The following is a 19,523-nucleotide window of genomic DNA, read 5'->3' as shown; positions in this document are numbered from 1 at the left end:
TTGGGCATTGATATTGTAGTTTTACTGCACACACAAACTAATATGAAATTTTTTACGAGAACAGCTTTGATCATGCTTCTGCTTACCGGCAGTATTCTGAGTAGCAAAGCGCAAAATTACACGGTTAAGGGGTTGGTAGTGGACACCGCAGGCCTCCCGCTTCCAGGTGCCGTGGTCCGGGTTAAATGGGGAACTGATAGCACGGGAATCTCTGCAAATAATGACGGATCATTCAGTTTAGGCAATGTCAAGTCAAGACAATTTACCCTTTCGGCTGCATTTATTGGTTTCCAAACCCTTATAAAGCAGTTTAGCTTTGCAGAAGGAAGTGTTTTTGACGTCTCTGCACTGAAGTTGAAAGTAGAATCAAACACACTTGATGCAGTTGTGATCTCTGGTATGCCGCCAGTCAAAGTTACTGAGGATACCGTGAGCTTTAATGCCACGTCTTTTCCTGTAAGAGAAGGCGACGCTGTTGATGAAATACTAAAAAAGCTGCCTGGAATTAAAGTGGATAAAGATGGGAATGTAACCAGTCAGGGAACTCCGGTAAGCAAGATCAGGGTAAACGGAAAAGACTTCTTTGGTACAGATGTAGCTACGGCAATCAAAAATTTGCCTGCTGACATTATCAAAAACCTACAATTTATAGATGATTATGGAGATCAGGCAAATCTAACGGGCCTTAAAACCGGCGAACCTCAAAAGATACTGAACCTTACTATTCAAGAAGATAAGAAAAAAGGATACTTTGCTAGAGCTTCCGGCGGCCTTGGCAATGCCGAAAGATACAATACAAGTCTTAGGGCCAATAGCATGAACAATGAGCGGCAGATTAGTTTTGACGGTACAGTAAATAACGCTAATAACCGTGGCGGAGGTGGAGACGGCTTAACCACTCGTGATGCTGCCGGACTGAATTACCGCAACGAATGGAATGAGAAGCTATCAGCAGATGGCTGGTACAACTTTGAGCACGTAAATAACAATACCGTAAGTACGTCACTCACCCAGAATTTCCTGGAGAGCACAGGAAGTCAGTTCACCAGGCTTGAAAATGCGAAGAATGACAATACGAATATTCGCGACAACCATGGTTTCGGAGGTAATTTGGAATACAAGGCCGACACGTTGAACTACCTTAAAATATCTCCGGAGTTTAGTTATAATCAGAACACTGGACGTTTTGGTGGTATCTCTAACATTTCACAACAGAGCTTGTTTACCAATAGAACTAGCAATAATACCAGCGCCAACAGTTCCTTGAACCTTAAAACGAATCTCTTTTATAACCATAAGTTTAGCAAAAAAGGAAGAAACTTTAGCCTTTGGGGGAATGTAAACTATAACAATGGAGACAATAGTAATGATGTTTTTAACGATTACAGGATCACGGAGAACGGGGTAGACTCCACCAGAACTCAAAACCAGCTTAATGATCAGTCGAACAAAAGCTTTGGTACCTACGCTGGATTTTCTTACATGGAGCCATTGTGGAAAAAGACATTTGTGGAGTTCAATTATAATTATGGAAGAACCGCCACTACGAACAACAGAAACGTATATGACGTTTATAGCGGTCTGGAACAATTTAATACAGACTTAAGTAACAATTATGACTATCAGTTTGTCACTAATAAAGTGGGTATGAATTATCGTTTCATAGACGACAAATTCAACTATACCCTGGGGTTAAACGCTCAGCCCGCGGTGCTTACAGGGCAAAACTTAAGTAAGAATATTCAAACTTCACAACGGACGTTTAACATCATCCCTTCTGCCAGACTATCCTACAAGTTCACAAACCAGAAGTCTTTTGACGTTAATTACTGGGGTAAGAACAATCAGCCAGGTTTCTATCAATTGCAACCAATTACAGATAATTCAAACCTTCAAAATACCATCACTGGTAATCCTAATCTTAAGCCAGAGTTCGTGCATAGTATTAATGCGCACTATAAACAGTCAGACTGGAATCTTGGGCATGTGTTATTCGCAAACGTAACATACAACCAGACCCAGGACAAGATTGTGACTACGAAAGTGTTGATTCCAGGAACATTAAATCAAACGACCAGTTATACCAACACAGATGGTTTTTACAGCCTTCAGGGAGATTATTATGTTGGTAAGCCTTTTATGGAGCGTAAGTTTTCCATTGGTTATTCTGGCTATGGACGATTAAATAATAATGTTGCATTCATTGACAATAACAAGAACTTCGGTAAAAATACCGTTTGGAGGCAAGAGCTTGAGTTCAAAGTTGACCTGGAAAACATTGTTAATCTGGAGATAGAAACGGCTTACTCTCAAGACAAAACGGAATATTCCCAAGAGAGCTTTGAGGACCGTCTCACCAGGCGATACGAGTACGGAATTGAAGGAAGGAATTACTTTTTCAAAGACCTGACAATTGGATATGACCTCACGAAACAGATCAATACCGGGTTCAATAACGCTCAGGTGCGCAATCCAACGATCTTACGTATGTTTATGGAATATAAGCTAATGAAGAGAGACCGTGGAACTTTGCGCCTTGATGGCTTTGATCTTTTTGATGAAAACTCAGGGATATCCAGAGATGTTTTTGATAACGTTATTGTCGATAGACAGGTAAACAGACTAGGCAGATACTTCATGTTATCGTTCATTTTCAAGGTAAACAAATTCGGATAAGCAGTTTTAGTCTTTACTCCTTATGGTTGTAAATTAGGTTTACTTGGCACAAGGTAAGTGTCAATGAAAAACTGTATTTTTGGAGTCAAGTCTTCCCAACCTGCCTACCATGACTAATGTTTCCAACGGAATCAAACATCCTGAAAATACAACGCATAGAAGCCTCTCTTCTTCTTTTATAGAGGCTGATCTGGCGCTGGTTGCGTTGGATTCTGCCAATGTAGGTATCTGGATCATGGATGCGAACTCCGGGGAGTTTTTGTCTTCCATACGCACAAGAACACTGTTTGGGCATGCCCCTGATGAAGAACTCGGGTTTGAGCACGCGATCCAGCGCGTGGCAAAGAAACATCAAAAGATGGTTATAAAAGCGGTACTTAATGCCACCCAGAACAAGACGAATTTGTATGTGGAGTGCCCGGTAATCTTCTCTTCAGATCATAAGCAGCGGTGGTTAAGTATCACTGGCGGATTTGGCTCCTCAGGCGTTGGAGACGGTTTCTTTTCCGGAATCGTCGTCGACATTACCACACAAAAGCAGAATGAAATGCGCAGGAGCAAATTCATTGGTATTGTTAGCCATGAACTCAAAACGCCGCTGACAGCATTAAAGGCTTATGTACAACTGCTGAGCAACTGGGCAAAAAAGCAGAAGGATAGTTTCACCATTGGCGCACTGTCCAAGGTGGAAAGGCAGGTTAAAAAGATGCTCAGCATGATTAATGGCCTGCTTAGTTTGTCTGGCGCCGAAGCTGGAAAGATCCATCTCACTAAAAAGTCTTTCTTAATCTCAGAACTTGTGGATGAAGTGATTGAAGAAACCATGTTCTTAACCTCTTCACATAAGATAACAAGAATGCCTTGTGAGCCAATAATGGTAAGTGCAGATCGCGATAAAATTGAACAAGTGCTCGTTAACCTCTTAAGTAACGCAGCAAAATATTCCAGTCAGGACCTGCCCATAGAGATTGTTTGTGCCGACAATAACAATTTTGTTGAAGTAGCAATTAAAGATCATGGGATGGGTATTGATTCGGAGGACATTACTCAGCTCTTTCAACCACATTACCGCGTAGAGCGTGCCGAAACCGAGAGTATAGCGGGATTTGGTATTGGATTGTACCTCTGTGCTGAAATTGTACGGCATGACGGCAACATCTGGGTAGAGAGTGAATTAGGGAAAGGTAGTACTTTCAAATTTACCCTTCCTGCATAAGCTTGTTTATGCAGTGTTGAAATAGTGAAGCAGCAACAAGAGCGTCTTCGCATCGTTGATAGTCCCAGCCTTCAACTGCTCTCTTGCTTGTTCAAAGCTCAGTTCAACCAGTTCTATTTCTTCACCCTCTTCTTCCAGACCACCGCCTTCTTCATGTTTGCCTGAGCTTGCGTAATTTGCTATAAAAAGGTGCAAAAGTTCGGTAATGGCTCCAGCAGAAGTATAAATAGCTGCAACTTTTTGAAGGTTTGTAACTTCAAAGCCCGTTTCCTCCATCACTTCCCGTAGCGCAGCTTCTTCTGGCTGCTCACCTTCATCAATCAGCCCTGCGCAGGTTTCAACAAGATAGCCGGTTTCGTTGCCGTTTAAGTATGTTGGCATTCTAAACTGTTTTGTCAACAAGAAAACTTCTTTCTCCGGATCCGCCAATAGCACACTAACAGCGTCAGGTCGAAAGTAAACTTCGTTTTTCTGTTCATGCATGTCGCCCTTAAGCGTAGGTTTTTCGTAAGTGATCGATTTCAGTTGAAATTTCTCATCAGAAATCACTTCCTCCTTTAAAATCTTTATCTTTTTCATAGTAGCGTAAGTTGCCAGTAAAGTGTGCGACAGCAGGAGCGACGCTCACGGTCTCTGAGACTAACAACTTCTACAGACTGTAGTTTTGCGCAAAAAAAAGATATCGCTTCCCTGTTTTCTTCTTTATAGCAGCTAAACGCGGTAAGCACCGGGCGTTAAAGTGGTTTGCTTTTTAAAAAAGTTATTGAAGTGTGATGGCGCCTCAAAGCCAAGGCTATAACTGATTTCCGAAATATTCCAGTTGGTATGTTTCAATAATGCGATGGCTTCTGTCGTTAGTCGTTCCGCAATATGCGATGTAGTGGTCTTACCCGTAGAAGTTTTTACTGCCCTGTTCAAATGGTTGGTGTGCACATTCAGCTTATCGGCGAAATCTTTTGCTGAGCGGAGTGAGAACTGCTGCGACCGTGTTTCTATTGGGAACTGACGCTCTAAAAGCTCGGTAAAAACGGCCGTGATGCGTGCATTGGCATCCGCGTGTGTATAAAGTGTTTCCGACGGTTGAAGTTTTAACGCACCATGAATCATTTCCAGGATGTAATTCCTAATCAGGTCATACTTGAAAACGTAAGTTGAATCCAATTCATCCAGCATCTTTTCAAAGATTTGCTCAAATGCTGTGTCCTGCTGCGGAGTTAATACGTACGCCGGTTTCCCATTCACCGCATACATGGGTAAGTCCTTAAGACTGCCACGTATATGCTCGGCAAAGAAAGCGTCTTTTAATATGCAGAAGTATCCACCTTCATCTTCCGTTAGTCGTTCAAAGGTATATGGTATTTGAGGGTTGAAGAAAAGCAGGGTGCTGCCAGCTACTTCAAGGGTTTTGTCGCCATAATGATAAAGGTGTTTCCCGCGCATTAACGCGATTTTATAGAAGTCCCGGCGGCTGTACTGAATTGGCGGCCGACCGGGCAGGTAACACTCTTCCATCTTAAATACGTTGAAATGCCCCAGGTCATTGTTGACATGATCGTATTTGAGATTGAACTTATTCTCATAGAAATCCTTCAGTGTCTCTGTTACTTCCATATTGTAAATTTAAAACATTAATTGTCAAAACCGGTACTGGTACCCAGCGCTCTGTAGACTTCCATGTCTTTTTCGACCAAGGCGATCTTTTGAGCGGCTGTCTCGTAAGCGTCAGCGCCAAGGAAAAGATGCAGGGCAGGATTCTCGTCCTGAGCGACCGCGATCATTACATCGGCTGCCTTTTCCGGATCACCGGGCTGATTGGCATTGATGCTTTGCTGATGCGCCGTTTGCATAGCCCTGACATTTACGTATTCTTCAATCTCATTTTTAGGAGTAACGATGGAGCCTTCATCCAGGAAATTAGTACGGAAATATCCAGGCATCACCAAAGTGACATTGACGTTGAAAGGTTTCACTTCGTGCGATAAGGATTCTGTAAAACCATGCACAGCGAATTTAGTGGCGCAATAGATTCCGAAAGCCGGGAAACCTCCTGTAAAGCCGCCGATGGATGAAATATTGAAGATATGACCGTTCTTTTTAGCCCTAAAATGAGGGAGTGCCTGGCGGATAACGTTAAGTGATCCAAAAACATTTACATCAAAGTTTGTTCTGGCCTCGGCGTCCGACAGCTCTTCCAAACCGCCCATTAGTCCGTAACCGGCATTGTTTACTACTACATCGATACTGCCAAAATGCGCGATCGCATCGCCCATTGCTTGTCTGACGTCTGCTTCGTCAACGAGATCCATTGCCAAAGGTAAAAAGTTGGCGGATTCAATCCCGACAGCTGCTATTAGTGTGTCGATTGTTCGCGATGTTGCGGCTACGTTGTAGCCCTGTGCTAGTAATTTTTTTGTTAAGGTTAGTCCGAGGCCTTTAGAAGCTCCCGTGATAAACCATGTTTTCCTTATGTTCATAGTTGTAATTTTATGGTACAAAGGTGCCCTAAACGGAAGCATAGGTGTTAGCAAGGTTCAAACAGATCCTTGCGAAATTCAAACAATTGGATGTGCGATCAAGTACTTAGTTTACTTTGAATTGAAAGACCTCGGACTGAGAGGTATTGCCTTTTGAATCTTTAGAGACCACTTTCCAGTAATATAATGTCCGAGAAGAAACCGGAACATCAGCCAGGAAACTATCAGCATGATTGTTTTTTATTAATACGGGGACTGAAGGACCGAAATAAATGTCATATCTGATGATGTCTTTGTCAACATCACTTCCAATCCAGTGCAGCTTCACCTTTCCATCTGGAGTTGTAACATTTTCTCCCATTAAAGGACTTAAGATTTCAGCGGGGAATGGCGCATAAGTAACTGCTCCGGGTCCCGAATTGTAAAATTTCCATTCATCACTCTGAGCTAAAGAACCGGAATTTCTAGAGATCACGTGCCAGGAGTACGGTGTGTTCTGATTGATGGTGATGGTAATAGTATTCTCCGACGTGTTATAAGAGGAAGAGGCTCCTGTCAGCAAGTTTCTTATCACTAACTCATAGGAAGAAGTATTTTCAGATGGATTCCATTTAAAAACAACCGCACTCTGTGTGCCTGATACGATCGAACCTGTGGTACATGCCTCATTTAGGAGCGGGGATACCAGCGTTACTTTAGATGGAATAAGATCAGGTTTGCTCTTGCTGCATGACAGTGAAAATAACAGAAAGAACAGGAGTATTAGTTTACGCATCATTTTTTCTCGATTTTATGTACGGATTCAGTGCCATCAGATTTAAACCGGAGCAGATACATTCCTTTAGAAAGGATAGATAAGTTTATGCTTATTGTCCCATCTTGTGACGACACATTTTGGGAGAATACAACTCTACCTTGGAGATTAATTATGTTTATAGAAGCTTTCTGAACTGTAGTGGATATACTTAACTCATCGTCAAACGGGTTAGGATAAACTAGAATTCCCTCGGCATTGATCATTTTGCTGAACACACCTTGGCAGTCTTTTTCTGTGGACACCTTTAGTTGATTGCTGCCGTTTTTAAGTTTCAAGGACAGGTGACTTTCCGAAGTACTATATATTTTTCCGTTAAGATCAATGATGTAAGACGTTCCGCCTTGCATTACAAGATCAACCATATTCGTGTTTAGGTTAACAGAAGAGTAAACAGATAAATCCTTAGGCTCAGTGATTACCACATCGTAGCACTGTTTATATGCCGCCTGTCCTTCTACATAAATACAAATATTATAGGATCCTGATGGTAGGTTTTTAATCTCCAGGCCTGTAGTAAAGGTATAAGTATCGTTCAAATTGTTTCCTGTGATAACCGCTTTATAGTTCATGGATTGAACCGCTTTGATACCAACCAGTCCATTGTTACTGGTTTTGCAGGTTTCTCCGTTAATTTGTAAGGTGAAATTGTTAGCGGGCAAACCGAAGACAACTGTGACATGAATTGCATTTGACCGCACTTCTACATTATTCAAAACAACGCTTGCGACGTAGCTTCCCTGTTCTGTAACCGTTAGAGACGTTCCGTAGATCCCCGGGATCTCAACGTCATCCTTGTACCATTTGTAGGTATAACCCGACCCTGCAGTCAGCGACAATACAACATTTGAACCCGTCGAGAAAGTAGTTTTGCCGCTAGCGGTTAACACTGGAACAGGAATAAACGTAAAGCCTGAAATCTTTGCAGTTCCTGCCGCAGACTCCACTACAATATCTCCTGATTTAGCTCTTTGTGGTACTTGTGCCGTTATGGCTGCTGAAGCAACTTGCATGATTATGGCCGGTGCTCCACCGAAAGTTACAGACAGTACGTTTTCGAAAGCTGTTCCTTTAATTTCAACTAAAGTGCCCGCCTCTGCTGTTAATGGGATTACAGAAGTAATTGTCGGCATTGGTAGAACTACATTCTTTATATCTAATCTATAGGTTACTGAAGGAGAGGCGTCTCCATACCTGTTGTATACCCTCATGTAGTAAGTGTCACCTACTTTCAAGTTGGTTAATGCCGCTGTTTTTATTTGTTGATAGCCTGAAATTTCTGAGCAATGTATAGAAGTAAGATTGCTTGGAGTACCGCTGTAGACCTGGAACATGGATTCATCGAAACTTACCGGACTGAGTGCAAAACTTAATGCAGTGCTGGTTGCTACAAATTTGTACCATACGTCCTTTGCTTCGTATCCTGTGTCGTAACAAGGCGCAAATGATTGTGTGGCATACTCCAGTGATCCGTTGAAAGTAGTATTGACGGCTATTGAAGTTGCCCCGGCGGTCTCATCATTTGCTGGGATCGCCCGAGTGGTGATGTAGGTATTGAAATCTGTAGTCGCGGTACTGCCGTCCCTCAGATAAAGCCTGTAGTAATACGTGTTTCCAGGAACCAGGTTTACAAGCTCTGCAGTATTGTTTGGAGAATCTTTGCAGAGGATTGATGTGAGATTGCCGCAGGTTCCTTGAAATACCTCCACAATATGCCTGGCACTGTTGATTGCCCTTGAGATCACCTGATGCCTGGAAGCGGTAGCGGTAAATCTAAACCAGATGTCATTCCCGGCTGAGCCCGAACAAGCGGGCATGGACAAGGTTGCTCCTAGGTTTGAAAAGACGGAACTCACCGTGCCTGTATTTGTGTTAATGTCTATTGCGCCAGAACAATCGTCATTTGCAAGCTTGTTATCTGTTGTAGTTATATCTAACTTATAGGTTACAGAAGGGGAGGCATCGCCCCACCTGTTATATACCCTCATAAAATACGTGTCACCCACTTTAAGGTTGGTTAATGCCGCTGTTTTAATCTCTTCATATTTTGAAACTCCGGAGCAGAATATAGAAGTAAGATTTCCTGGAGTTCCGCTGTAGACCTGAAACATAGATTCGTCGAAACTTACCGGGCTCAGTGCAAAGTTGTGTGCAGTGCTGGTCGCCACAAACTTGTACCATACGTCCTTTGCTTCGTATCCTGTGTTGTAACAAGGGGCAAATGATTGAGTAGCATATTCAAGTGATCCGTTAAAAGTGGTATTGATGGCTACTGAGGCTGCCCCGGCGGGCTCGTCATTTATTGGAATTGGGCGTGTGGTGATGTAGGTATTGAAATCTGTGGCCGCGGTACTGCCGTCGCCGAGGTAAAGTCGGTAATAATACGTGTTTCCAGGAACCAGGTTTACAAGCTCTGCAGTATTGTTTGGAGAATCCTTACATAGAATTGAGGTCAGGTTGCCGCAGGTTCCCTGAAATACCTCCACAATATGCCTGGCACTGTTGATTGCCCTTGAGATCACCTGGTGCCTGGAAGCGGTAGCGGTAAATTTAAACCAGATGTCATTCCCGGCTGAGCCTGAACAGGCGGGCATGGACAAGGTTGCTCCTAGATTTGAAAAGACGGAGCTGACCGTACCTGCATCTGTATTGATAGGTATTGCACCAGAACAATCGTCATTTACAGGAGATATTGGTGATGCTTTTGCAGAGATCCCTGTCAGTGAACAAAACAAAAGTAAAAAAACAAGTATTTGCTTTTTCATTGAGAGGTTAATTACGTTGTTTTATAAAGATATAAAATAGTAGTTAAAGATGACACACGAAAAAGCTGGGTTATCGAGTTAAAAAAAATCACAATACGTCAAGGAACAATTGTGAGCGCTTCGCAGCAGACACAAGTGACACCTACATTGTCCGATTTCATTCTGTTATGAAATGAAGCGATAGTGGTGCCCGCTAACTACTTTTTTTTTGAAACTATAGGCTATCCTTGTTGATCAATCATGGGGCCCGTCGGATCGAATTACAGTAATAGCAGTAAAATAATAGCAATGGTTTGTAGTAAGGAAGGATGGTGCTACTGATGTCAGCTTTACGCTGGACATTCCAGATTCGATGGTTCTTATCTGGTATCTTGGTTTAAATACGCATAACGCCCGCAACTTTGTTTGGCTGTAGTTAACGACGGTTGTAATCAGCTTATATTATTTTGAAACTGGCAGCATAAAACCAAAATTTTCATTAGAATAATATACTTACAATATACGAAAATTAGCTGATAAAAACAAATTATTCAGCGCTTATTTTCGACTTAAACGAAAGATAGTCAGTGATTTCAGGGCTTGAATTGCTTATAAAGACTATTTAAAAAACCAAGCTCGATATTTGATTTTTTAAGGCATTTTAAAGCACAGCTATCACATCAAGAAGTCCAAAACTACTAAGCGGATATAATATAAGGCAAGACCTTAGAAACTGGACAAACTGGGGACTCCTTGGGAACTCAGAGGGGACTCAATGGGAAACGGCCTGCCTTTTCCCAAAGAGTACCCTCTGATATACCTCGTAATGCGCAGGTTATGCAAGAGGAGGTACCAACAAAAAAACCCCTTACCAAATTAACGGCAGGGGCTTCTCAACTAAACTAATCTAAACCACTTATACAACCAAATGGAATAGAAATAGTTTTAATATTTGAACAATTAAATTAGCAAAGAAGGCCCTATGCACGGTTTTTCTACTAATTATGCACTATACCTTATATCCCTATAGAGAGTTCTGTCTTGAACGGACTTAAGAAAGAAAAAAACGTGCTTGCAATTCATATCGCAAATACTGCTGGCGGTGCCTGGCTGGATGCAGGATTGGTATCGAAGGTAGTTTCCTCTACTCCGATTGCGCTTGCACAACAGAAGAGCGTAAATATCACTGCGACTCAAACAAAGTATGAGTTCAAATCAGGTGGTGTTGATCTATCACTTACTTTTACTTCGCCTTTATTATTGGATGATTTGCATATGGTATCCAGGCCGATTTCTTATGTAACTTATAAAGTAAAAGCCAATGACAAAAAGGTTCACAATGTAGAGGTGCTCTTCAATGCCTCTACTAATATTGCTACAAATACATCTGGACAAGAAGTTAAGGCAGATGTCGCAAATTCCGGCCCACTGGCAATTTTGAAAGCAGGTACCACAGAACAGCCTATTTTAAAGAAGAGAGGAGATGATCTGAGAATAGATTGGGGATACATGTATATCGCAACGCCTGTAACTAATAAAGCAAGTCAGTATATTGTTTCTCAAAAGAATGCGGTTTCCGACTTCACAAAGGGCCTGAAAATTAGCAGGCCCTCGTCTCAAACAGGAACAAAGTTGTCTTTAAGCACAGTGCTTACTTTTGGTAAAGTAGGTGCAGTAGAGAAGCAGCAATATGTGATGGTGGGATATGACGACCAGGAATCCGTTCAATACTTCGGACAAAACTTAAAAGCATACTGGAATAGCGATGGAAGCAAAACGTTCAATAGCGAGCTGATCAAAGCTAGCGTAGATTATAGTAAGATCATTCAGAAAAGTAATGCTTTCGATGCATCAATGTATAAAAACGCTTTAGTCGCTGGTGGTGAAAAATATGCGAAACTCTGTGTCTTAGGGTACAGACAGGCCATTGCTGCCCACAAACTGGTGAAGAGTCCTACTGGTGACTTGTTGTTTATGTCAAAAGAAAACTTTAGCAATGGTTCAATATATACCGTTGACATCACTTATCCTTCAGCTCCTCTATTTCTTGCTTACAACCCTGAACTAGTTAAGGGTCTGTTAAACGGTATATTCGCTTATAGTGAAAGTGGGAAATGGGTTAAACCGTTCGCAGCACATGATTTGGGAACCTATCCATTGGCAAACGGGCAGACTTACGGTGAAGATATGCCGGTTGAAGAATCAGGTAATATGATCATCCTAACTGGCGCCCTTGCTAAAGCTGAAGGCAATGTCGACTATGCCAAAAAGCACTGGAAAACGCTAGGGGTGTGGGCGGAATATCTAAGTAGAGAAGGTTTTGATCCTGGAAATCAATTGTGTACAGACGATTTCGCAGGTCACCTTGCAAGAAATTCAAACTTGTCCGTCAAGGCGATAGTTGCTTTGGGAACGTATGGCATGTTGGCAGAAAAGCTCGGTGAAACTGCTGAAGCCAAAAAATATACCACTATGGCAAAAGAAATGGCTTTGAAATGGATGACGATGGCTGATGATGGCGACCATTATTCATTAACTTTTGATAAAAAGGGCACATGGAGTCAGAAGTACAATATGGTATGGGATAAACTATTGGAACTAAACCTATTTCCAAAATCAGTTTATGAGAAAGAAATCAAGTTTTATCTTACTAAGCAGAATGCCTACGGACTGCCCTTAGATAGTCGTAAGACTTATTCAAAATCTGACTGGATTCTATGGACTTCTGTATTGGCAGATAATAAAGCAGATTTTGAGGCTTTAGTAAACCCTGTTTACAAATATGCTAACGAAACAACCTCAAGGGTGCCTTTGAGTGATTGGCATGAAACAACTACCGGCAAAATGACTGGCTTTCAAGCGAGAAGTGTTGTAGGTGGGTATTTTATCAAGATGCTGGAGTACGACTGGAAAAAGAAGTAACTTTTTTTACTTACAATAAAGGCCATAGCGTTATCAAACACTATGGCCTTTTGTATGATTGACAGATTTCTATTTGCCTAGCGCTTGATAAATCTCCGTAAAAAGTAATCCGCTTCCTCCACCGTAATGGTGTACAATAGGTACTTTTCTGACCGATCGGTTAAGGTTTTGAATTAGCTCTTCTTCTTCTTCAGGCTTTAGACCTGCTCCAATTAGTACGAGTTGAAACGAAGTCGCTTTAAAAAGCGTTAATGCCTGCTCAAGCGTATTCGCTCCCGTTCCGCGCATGGACGAATTAGCGTCGATAAGTCGAACAATGGTTTTCAAAATTTCATCATGCGTACAAACAATCAGTATCTCCGTTTTGTCCATGTTAATAGTTCATTGGTACTTCCATTAAAAGTATGTTGCTTCCTGCTGTAGCTTTTATAACCACCTCTTCAGTATCCCATATTCCAAAACCATCCCTGTCATTCAACATTTGTTGGCCGACTTCTGCCGCTCCTTTGATCATGAATACGTATAAGCCATTCTCTCTGTTCTTTAGCTTATAGGTGGTGGTGGTTACGACATCGAACTCTGCAATGTTGAACCATGCGTCCTGATAGATCCAAACTCCGGCGTCATCGCTATCAGGAGACAAGATTTGTCTGAACTGATTTGGCACCGTATCATTTGAATATCGTTGTTGCTGATATCTTGGTTCCACGTTCCTTTGATTGGGAAATAGCCAGATCTGAAGAAATGCTGCAGCTTCAGCTTCATTTTTATTGAACTCTTTGTGGTAAATCCCTGTTCCAGCGCTCATCACCTGGATTTCACCCGCTTCAATAACTGCGACATTATTCATACTGTCTTCATGCTGCAAAGCGCCACTAAGGGGGATAGAGATAATTTCCATATTATCATGTGGATGCTCTCCAAAGCCCATACCGCCATTTACCCAGTCGTCATTCAAGACCCTTAGTGCACCAAATTGAATACGTTCAGGATTATAGCTGCCTCCAAAACTGAAGGTATGGTAGCTTTTCAACCATCCGTGATCTGATTTATCTCTGCTTTCTGCAGTATGTAATATTGACTGTGCCATATCGTTGCGGTTATAATATTTGTCAAAGTTACTGCTGAGTAAGTTTAAAAATCTTAACCTAGAATAAGAAAGGAGGTAGAAATCTTGTCAATCTTAATTAATTGGAATGGCGTGGAGCTTGGTCTTCCTTATTTTTTCTTTACAGGTACTTTTTTAGCATCCTTTGCAGAGGTAGAATTTTCAGGTTCTGAACCTTTGGGCTTTTTTGGATCCACAATCTCTGCTTTTTGAGTTTTGTTCTTTGGAGTTTTCATGGCTTTCGTATTTACTGAATATGATATATTTGTTAACGTTAACAATTTGATGTCTTAATAAGTTTCCGATACCTCAAAAAGCTATATATTTAGCCACCAAAGATGTTTCTATGCGATTAAAGTTCCTGTGCCTTGTTGCGCTTCTATTCTCTGCCCTAAATGTTGTTCAGGGACAAAATGTAGAGGGAAGTGTCGGCGTCCATTCTTTTGCAGACAATCGCGAATATGGGAAGTCGGGGAGATATCCTCAAACCATCTTTGGAATAAGGCTCTCTCCGGAAATCGGATTACTGCTTGACAGCACTCATCGAATCCGTGTAGGCTTTAATGCGCTTCATGAATTTGGTTCTTCAAAGTTTACTGATCATATCGATCCGGTCGCTTATTACCAGTACGTTAAGAAGGACTGGGATTTTTATATGGGCGCTTTTCCGAGGTATCAATTGCTTACGGATTACCCTAGATCTATATTAACCGATACGCTAAACTACTACAGGCCAAACGTTGAAGGGATGTTAGTCAAGTTTGAAAATGAACATTACAGACAGACACTCTGGATTGACTGGACGAGCAGACAGACCGCAACGGCAAGAGAAAACTTTCTTTTCGGGTTATCCGGCAAGTATAAAACAGGTCTATTGTTCATTTCCCATTATGCAATGATGCTGCATAACGCCGGTCCTGCCGTAAGCATAGAGGGTGATCACATTGAAGATAACGGCGCTCTCGCAGTGAAAGTTGGCCTCGACCTTTCAAAAAAGACCTTTCTGGACTCCCTCACAGTAAATGTTGGTGGCCTGATGTCATTTGAGCGTGTCCGCACAATTGGTGGCTGGAAAACTCCCAAAGGTCTACTACTTGAATTTCATGCAGAATACAAAGGGTTTGGAATCATAAACTCTTATTATAATGGCGAAGGTCACAACATCAGGTTTGGAGACCGCTTTTACACCTCCAAAGTTTACAACAGAACAGACCTTACCTGGAGGCCCATTCTCTTCAAAAATATTGAAGGCATTTTAGACCTTTCTTTTCATTTCGTGGATGGCGTAGTTGACAGTCAGCAAGCTTTCGGACTCCGCTATAATATTATGGGGAGTAAAAAAATCAGATAGTTATGAGAAATATCTTTACGCTTATCATTCTGTTATATGTCAATTTTGCCTTAGGGCAACAGAAATCTCCTGTTGATATACACGGACAACTGAAAATCTCTAAGGGGCAACTGCTCGATAAAAATAATGCACCGCCACAGCTTCGTGGAATCAGTATGTCATGGAGCATTTGGGGAGGGCAAAAGTATTATACGCCTGAAGTTATCGGTTGGTTACATAGAGATTTCAAGGCAAATATCGTCAGACTTGCCATGGGCATTGAGCCTGATGGCGGTTATTTGAAAAATCCAGCAATGCAGAAGCAATTGATAATCAGTTCCATTGATGCGGCAATAGCAAATGGTATGTATGTGCTGATCGACTGGCACGATCACCATGCAGATCAGCACCAGCATGAAGCTATTTCTTTTTTTAGCGAGATGGCCAATCGATACAAGAGAAAGCATAATGTGATCTATGAAGTGTTCAACGAGCCCACGAAAATTGATTGGAAAATTGTCAAAAGCTATTCCACGGCGGTAATAAAAGCGATCAGAAAATACGATAAAGAGAATGTAATTGTAGTCGGAAGCCCGTCATGGGATCAGGATGTTGATGTCGTAGCTAAAGATCCGATCCTGGGGTTCAAAAACATCGCTTACTCTTTTCATTTCTACGCTTCAGATCCAAACCACCAGGCTGCATTGATGAAAAAGGCTGATGTGGCTATCGCCTCAGGTTTAGCTTTGGTTGTTACAGAGTGGGGAGTTGGGGAGTCTAACGGTAATGGCGTTTTTGATCTAACCAAGACAGAAAAGTGGGTGCAATGGATGGAGAAAAATAAACTAAGCTGGGCAAACTGGAATATCACCGATAAAAAGGAGACAACCGCTATACTGAACAAAGGCGCTTCAATTAAGGGCAACTGGACCGCTGAGCAACTAACACCAGGCGGTAAATATATTAGAGAAAAGCTTAGGACACTAAACGGCACCGCTAACATAAAATAGCATGAAACTTTCCGTACTTCTTTTTATACTTTGCCTGGCGGGACAATCTCAAGGCCAACCATTTACAGTAGCCACTGGTAAACCAGTGGACCAGGTGAACGTGTTCCTGGGCTCCTCGGGCGACCATGGTCAGATGTCGCCTGCAGCATCTTACCCTTTCGGAATGCTGAGCATCGGACCGCAAACGTACCCCACCACACATATGGGGTATGAGCACCTGGCAAAGAAGTTTACAGGCTTCACGCATACCAGATTCGAAGGAGTTGGCTGCACTGGAAGTGGTGGTCTTATCCTTGTGAAGCCTTTTTTAGGTAGCGATCCAGCTAGTTCTCTACTCATCAAATCCACTGAAAAAGCCAGTCCTGGTTATTACGAAGTTGGTTTTGTAAATCAGATTAAGGCCCGGCTTACGGTATTAAAAAATGGCGGTAAGCACCACTACGACTTCCCTGAGGGCGAAAAAGGGTTGTCTGTCGATCTTTCTCATGCCTTTTCCGGAGGGTTTGTGGCAGAGGAACATCAGATTGACAATAACACATTAACCGGTTGGATAGATGCGAAAACCACTTGTTCAGTTGGCAGGTATAGGGTCTATTACTGTCTTAGTTTAGCAGCAGATGCCACCTGGAAAGATCTTGGGGACCATAAGTTGCAGGTTATGTTGGCAATCGACAAAAAGGAGGTTGAACTCAATGTAGCGCTCTCTTCAATTAACATCGCTGCGGCAAAAGCATCCATCAATAAAGACAACTTCACCGTATTACAACGACAAACGAGTGCTGAATGGAACAACTTACTGAGCAGAATTGCTGTTGAAGGAGACACAAAAGATGCGAGCCTCTTTTACTCCTTGTTATACAGAACGATGCAATCTCCGTATATGATTTCAGAACCTGATGGCCAATACCGTTCAACAAAAGGTGAAATACAAAAAAGCAAGGAGTTGCGCTATAACGGCTGGGCAATATGGGACAACTACAGAACACAGTTGCCATTGCTTTCATTAGTCACGCCAGAAAAATACTCCGGAATGGTAACCTCACTTGCAGATTTATACAATTCGGGCAAAAAGGACTATGCAACGCTTACAGAACCGTCAAATACCGTGCGTTCAGAACACGCCATCGTCGTTTTGCTAGACGCTTACAGGAAAGGGTACAAAGTCGATTTTAAAAAAATCGCTGATTCTCTTGTAAAGGAAGTTGATGGTCTGGATTATAAGGCGCCAGACAAAGCACTGGAATCCAGCTATGATGCCTGGGCACTTTCAGAGATCTTTTCAATATTAAAGAACAATGAACTGGCGGATAAATATAAGGCAAAGGCGCTTGAATATAAGCAATATTGGGTCAAAGACTTCCAGGATATGAAGAGACGCGATGTAGATCAGATGCAAGCAAGAGGGTTATATCAGGGAACCATTTGGCAGTACAGATGGTTTGTTCCTTATGATGTTAAAGGTTTGATCGCGCTTAATGGTGGGGAACAATCTTATCTTGCCCGACTTGATGAATTCTTTGACAGGGACTTATACAATCATGCAAATGAGCCTGATCTTCAAGTACCTCTAATGTACAACGTTACCAACGAATTATGGAAAAGCCAGGATTGGATGCACCAGATCGCTGCGGATACGGTAATCCAAAACTACTTTAACGACAACAGCAGAGGAATTGGTTCTAACATCGGTAAGATTTACAGAAACCAACCAGATGCCTATTTAAGAACCATGGACGATGATGCCGGCGCTATGTCGGCCTGGTACGTCTTTACAGCCAGCGGTTTTTCACCTGCCTGCGTTGGTTGGCCGGTATATTACTTAAACGTTCCACTCTTTCAATCGCTTACCTATAAGCTTCCAAAAGGAAAGACCCTACGCATTGAAGTAGAGAACTTTGGCGCTCATAATAAATATATAAAGAAGGTATTGTTGAATGGAAAGGAGTTTAACCGGAACTACATCACACAACATGAAATCAATGCAGGCGGTACGCTAAAGATTATTGCTTCAGCCGTCCCGGTTAAGGATTGGCAACCTGAAAAGTGGGTAAGCTCATTTAATTAAGACCAGCCTTGCGACTGATCACCTTTGTAAAGCTTTTAAAAAACGGCCAGGTTCTAAGACTTTTCATGACTTTAAGTTCTTCAATAATGCTGCTTTCTCCATCCAAAAAAGAGAATACAGTTTTTGCATCGGTGCTTTTAAAGAGGTCGCTAAATAATTGATGCCCTTGGTACTTGCCTTCTGCCAGTACATTTAAAAGGGTAGCATCATATATTCTCTCTTTTTGCCCCAAGGATTCTTTATCAAAAAAAGGCGTTGCCGTTTCCTCAAAGGCCTGCAAAATCTTGGTGATCGTCCTTTGAACATTAGTAAAAGTATAGCCTGTCGACCCCCGTGTATCACCACCGGAGGTCCCAATGTTTATTACGTTTCCAGATCTTCTTTCAAACTGATAATCCGTCATTGGGATCACGCCAAATTCACTATCAATGACCTCATAATCATCCAACTTCAGCACTTCAGTAATATATTTTTTGAGTTCAGCATCGTACTCCTCCTCCTCAAGCAGTTCTTTTGAGAATAGCGTATACTCCACAAAAATCTCCTTCTCACTCATCGGTAGTGTATAAAGAAAGGTAGTTCCATTTCTCTGTGAGGTCCTGAAATCCATTAAATATGCTTGGTCAGAATAAAATTTCCCATCATTAGTTCTAATCGTTAAGCCCTTGAAGTGTTGAAGAAAGTACTGCTCCCATGGCTTTAAAGCCGGTTTCTGGAATAAGGAATTAAAAGCGAACCTACATTGATAATTTGCTGTATCGGTTTTAACCACACACGAGTCGCCTACTGATTCAATTGAGCTGATCGAACCTTCAAGCCAATCAACTTCCTTAATTGTCTTCAAAAAATCAACAGTTAACCTATAGAAATCTATTCCCTTAATGGTCTTATAAGTATAAGGGAGGTGATTTAGATTTATTTGTTGATGGTCATTTGTAAAAAATACCAACTGGTTCCACTTGTGGTAGACCAGATCTTCGAACACTCCAGGTGATTTTTCCCAAAAAGACCAGGTCCTGTCATTGCTGTCTTTTTTAGATCGATCAATGATCAAAACACGCTGATTTTTCCAGACGCCAGAAGAATACGCCCTGTAGGCCAGACTGAGTCCGGCGAGTCCGGCCCCACAAATAATAATGTCGTATTTCTCAGCCATAGGAATTA

15 protein-coding genes are annotated in these 19,523 nt (G+C 42.0%); 6 read left to right on the top strand and 9 right to left on the bottom strand.

Annotation, left to right across the window (positions count from 1 at the left end):
- Positions 1 to 42: 42 nt before the first annotated feature.
- Both WKF66_RS06860 and WKF66_RS06855 read left to right on the top strand, forming a co-directional pair.
- Positions 43 to 2,676: an outer membrane beta-barrel protein gene (locus WKF66_RS06860; RefSeq protein ID WP_489673682.1), complete on the top strand. Its 2,634-nt coding sequence runs from the start codon at positions 43 to 45 to the stop codon at positions 2,674 to 2,676.
- A 109-nt stretch (positions 2,677 to 2,785) separates the two neighbouring features.
- Complete coding sequence (locus WKF66_RS06855; protein ID WP_489673681.1) at positions 2,786 to 3,892, top strand: PAS domain-containing sensor histidine kinase; 1,107 nt, start codon at positions 2,786 to 2,788, stop codon at positions 3,890 to 3,892.
- Between the two features lie 6 nt (positions 3,893 to 3,898).
- Here the strand turns inward: WKF66_RS06855 and WKF66_RS06850 are convergent, their stop codons facing one another.
- The 5 genes from WKF66_RS06850 to WKF66_RS06830 all read right to left on the bottom strand — a co-directional run bounded on the left by WKF66_RS06850 (position 3,899) and on the right by WKF66_RS06830 (position 9,945).
- Complete coding sequence (locus WKF66_RS06850) at positions 3,899 to 4,471, bottom strand: NUDIX domain-containing protein (protein ID WP_489673680.1); 573 nt, start codon at positions 4,469 to 4,471, stop codon at positions 3,899 to 3,901.
- A 132-nt stretch (positions 4,472 to 4,603) separates the two neighbouring features.
- Positions 4,604 to 5,503 carry a helix-turn-helix domain-containing protein gene (locus tag WKF66_RS06845; protein ID WP_489673679.1) on the bottom strand — a complete coding sequence of 300 codons (900 nt, stop codon included), beginning with the start codon at positions 5,501 to 5,503 and terminating at the stop codon, positions 4,604 to 4,606.
- A gap of 17 nt (positions 5,504 to 5,520) precedes the next feature.
- Positions 5,521 to 6,366: an SDR family NAD(P)-dependent oxidoreductase gene (locus WKF66_RS06840; RefSeq protein ID WP_489673678.1), complete on the bottom strand. Its 846-nt coding sequence runs from the start codon at positions 6,364 to 6,366 to the stop codon at positions 5,521 to 5,523.
- A gap of 106 nt (positions 6,367 to 6,472) precedes the next feature.
- The gene (locus WKF66_RS06835; protein ID WP_489673677.1) at positions 6,473 to 7,144 is read right to left on the bottom strand and encodes a hypothetical protein; all 672 of its coding nucleotides are present in this window, start codon (positions 7,142 to 7,144) and stop codon (positions 6,473 to 6,475) included.
- A complete protein-coding gene (locus tag WKF66_RS06830) occupies positions 7,141 to 9,945 on the bottom strand; it encodes a T9SS type A sorting domain-containing protein (protein ID WP_489673676.1) in 2,805 nt (934 codons plus the stop codon). Before WKF66_RS06830 ends, WKF66_RS06835 begins: the two co-directional genes overlap by 4 nt.
- 1,047 nt (positions 9,946 to 10,992) lie before the next feature.
- On the opposite strand from WKF66_RS06830, the gene WKF66_RS06825 reads away from it, so the two are divergent.
- Positions 10,993 to 12,846 carry a glutaminase domain-containing protein gene (locus WKF66_RS06825; RefSeq protein WP_489673675.1) on the top strand — a complete coding sequence of 618 codons (1,854 nt, stop codon included), beginning with the start codon at positions 10,993 to 10,995 and terminating at the stop codon, positions 12,844 to 12,846.
- Positions 12,847 to 12,915: 69 nt separating this feature from the next.
- Here the strand turns inward: WKF66_RS06825 and WKF66_RS06820 are convergent, their stop codons facing one another.
- The 3 genes from WKF66_RS06820 to WKF66_RS06810 form a co-directional block, all read right to left on the bottom strand.
- Positions 12,916 to 13,218: a hypothetical protein gene (locus tag WKF66_RS06820; RefSeq protein WP_489673674.1), complete on the bottom strand. Its 303-nt coding sequence runs from the start codon at positions 13,216 to 13,218 to the stop codon at positions 12,916 to 12,918.
- 1 nt (position 13,219) lies between these two features.
- Positions 13,220 to 13,936, bottom strand: a complete 717-nt coding sequence (locus WKF66_RS06815) for a pirin family protein (RefSeq protein ID WP_489673673.1) — start codon at positions 13,934 to 13,936, stop codon at positions 13,220 to 13,222.
- Positions 13,937 to 14,064: 128 nt separating this feature from the next.
- Positions 14,065 to 14,190 carry a hypothetical protein gene (locus WKF66_RS06810; protein ID WP_489673672.1) on the bottom strand — a complete coding sequence of 42 codons (126 nt, stop codon included), beginning with the start codon at positions 14,188 to 14,190 and terminating at the stop codon, positions 14,065 to 14,067.
- Between the two features lie 110 nt (positions 14,191 to 14,300).
- On the opposite strand from WKF66_RS06810, the gene WKF66_RS06805 reads away from it, so the two are divergent.
- The 3 genes from WKF66_RS06805 to WKF66_RS06795 are packed head-to-tail and all read left to right on the top strand — an operon-like array spanning position 14,301 to position 18,359.
- On the top strand, positions 14,301 to 15,305 hold the full coding sequence (locus WKF66_RS06805) for a hypothetical protein (RefSeq protein ID WP_489673671.1): 1,005 nt from the start codon (positions 14,301 to 14,303) through the stop codon (positions 15,303 to 15,305).
- A 2-nt stretch (positions 15,306 to 15,307) separates the two neighbouring features.
- Positions 15,308 to 16,294 (top strand): glycoside hydrolase family 5 protein, encoded by a 987-nt coding sequence (locus WKF66_RS06800; RefSeq protein ID WP_489673670.1) that lies wholly within the window; start codon positions 15,308 to 15,310, stop codon positions 16,292 to 16,294.
- A 1-nt stretch (position 16,295) separates the two neighbouring features.
- Positions 16,296 to 18,359 (top strand): glycoside hydrolase domain-containing protein, encoded by a 2,064-nt coding sequence (locus WKF66_RS06795; protein ID WP_489673669.1) that lies wholly within the window; start codon positions 16,296 to 16,298, stop codon positions 18,357 to 18,359.
- On the opposite strand, the gene WKF66_RS06790 is transcribed toward WKF66_RS06795, so the two are convergent.
- The gene (locus tag WKF66_RS06790; RefSeq protein WP_489673668.1) at positions 18,352 to 19,515 is read right to left on the bottom strand and encodes a lycopene cyclase family protein; all 1,164 of its coding nucleotides are present in this window, start codon (positions 19,513 to 19,515) and stop codon (positions 18,352 to 18,354) included. The two genes, WKF66_RS06795 and WKF66_RS06790, sit on opposite strands and share 8 nt — an antisense overlap.
- Positions 19,516 to 19,523 lie beyond the last annotated feature (8 nt).

It is taken from the genome of Pedobacter sp. (assembly GCF_037719805.1).
Taxonomy (GTDB): Bacteria; Bacteroidota; Bacteroidia; order Sphingobacteriales; family Sphingobacteriaceae; genus Pedobacter.
Note: the sequence above shows the minus strand (reverse complement) of the source record. Positions and strands in the feature narration are given on the sequence as shown.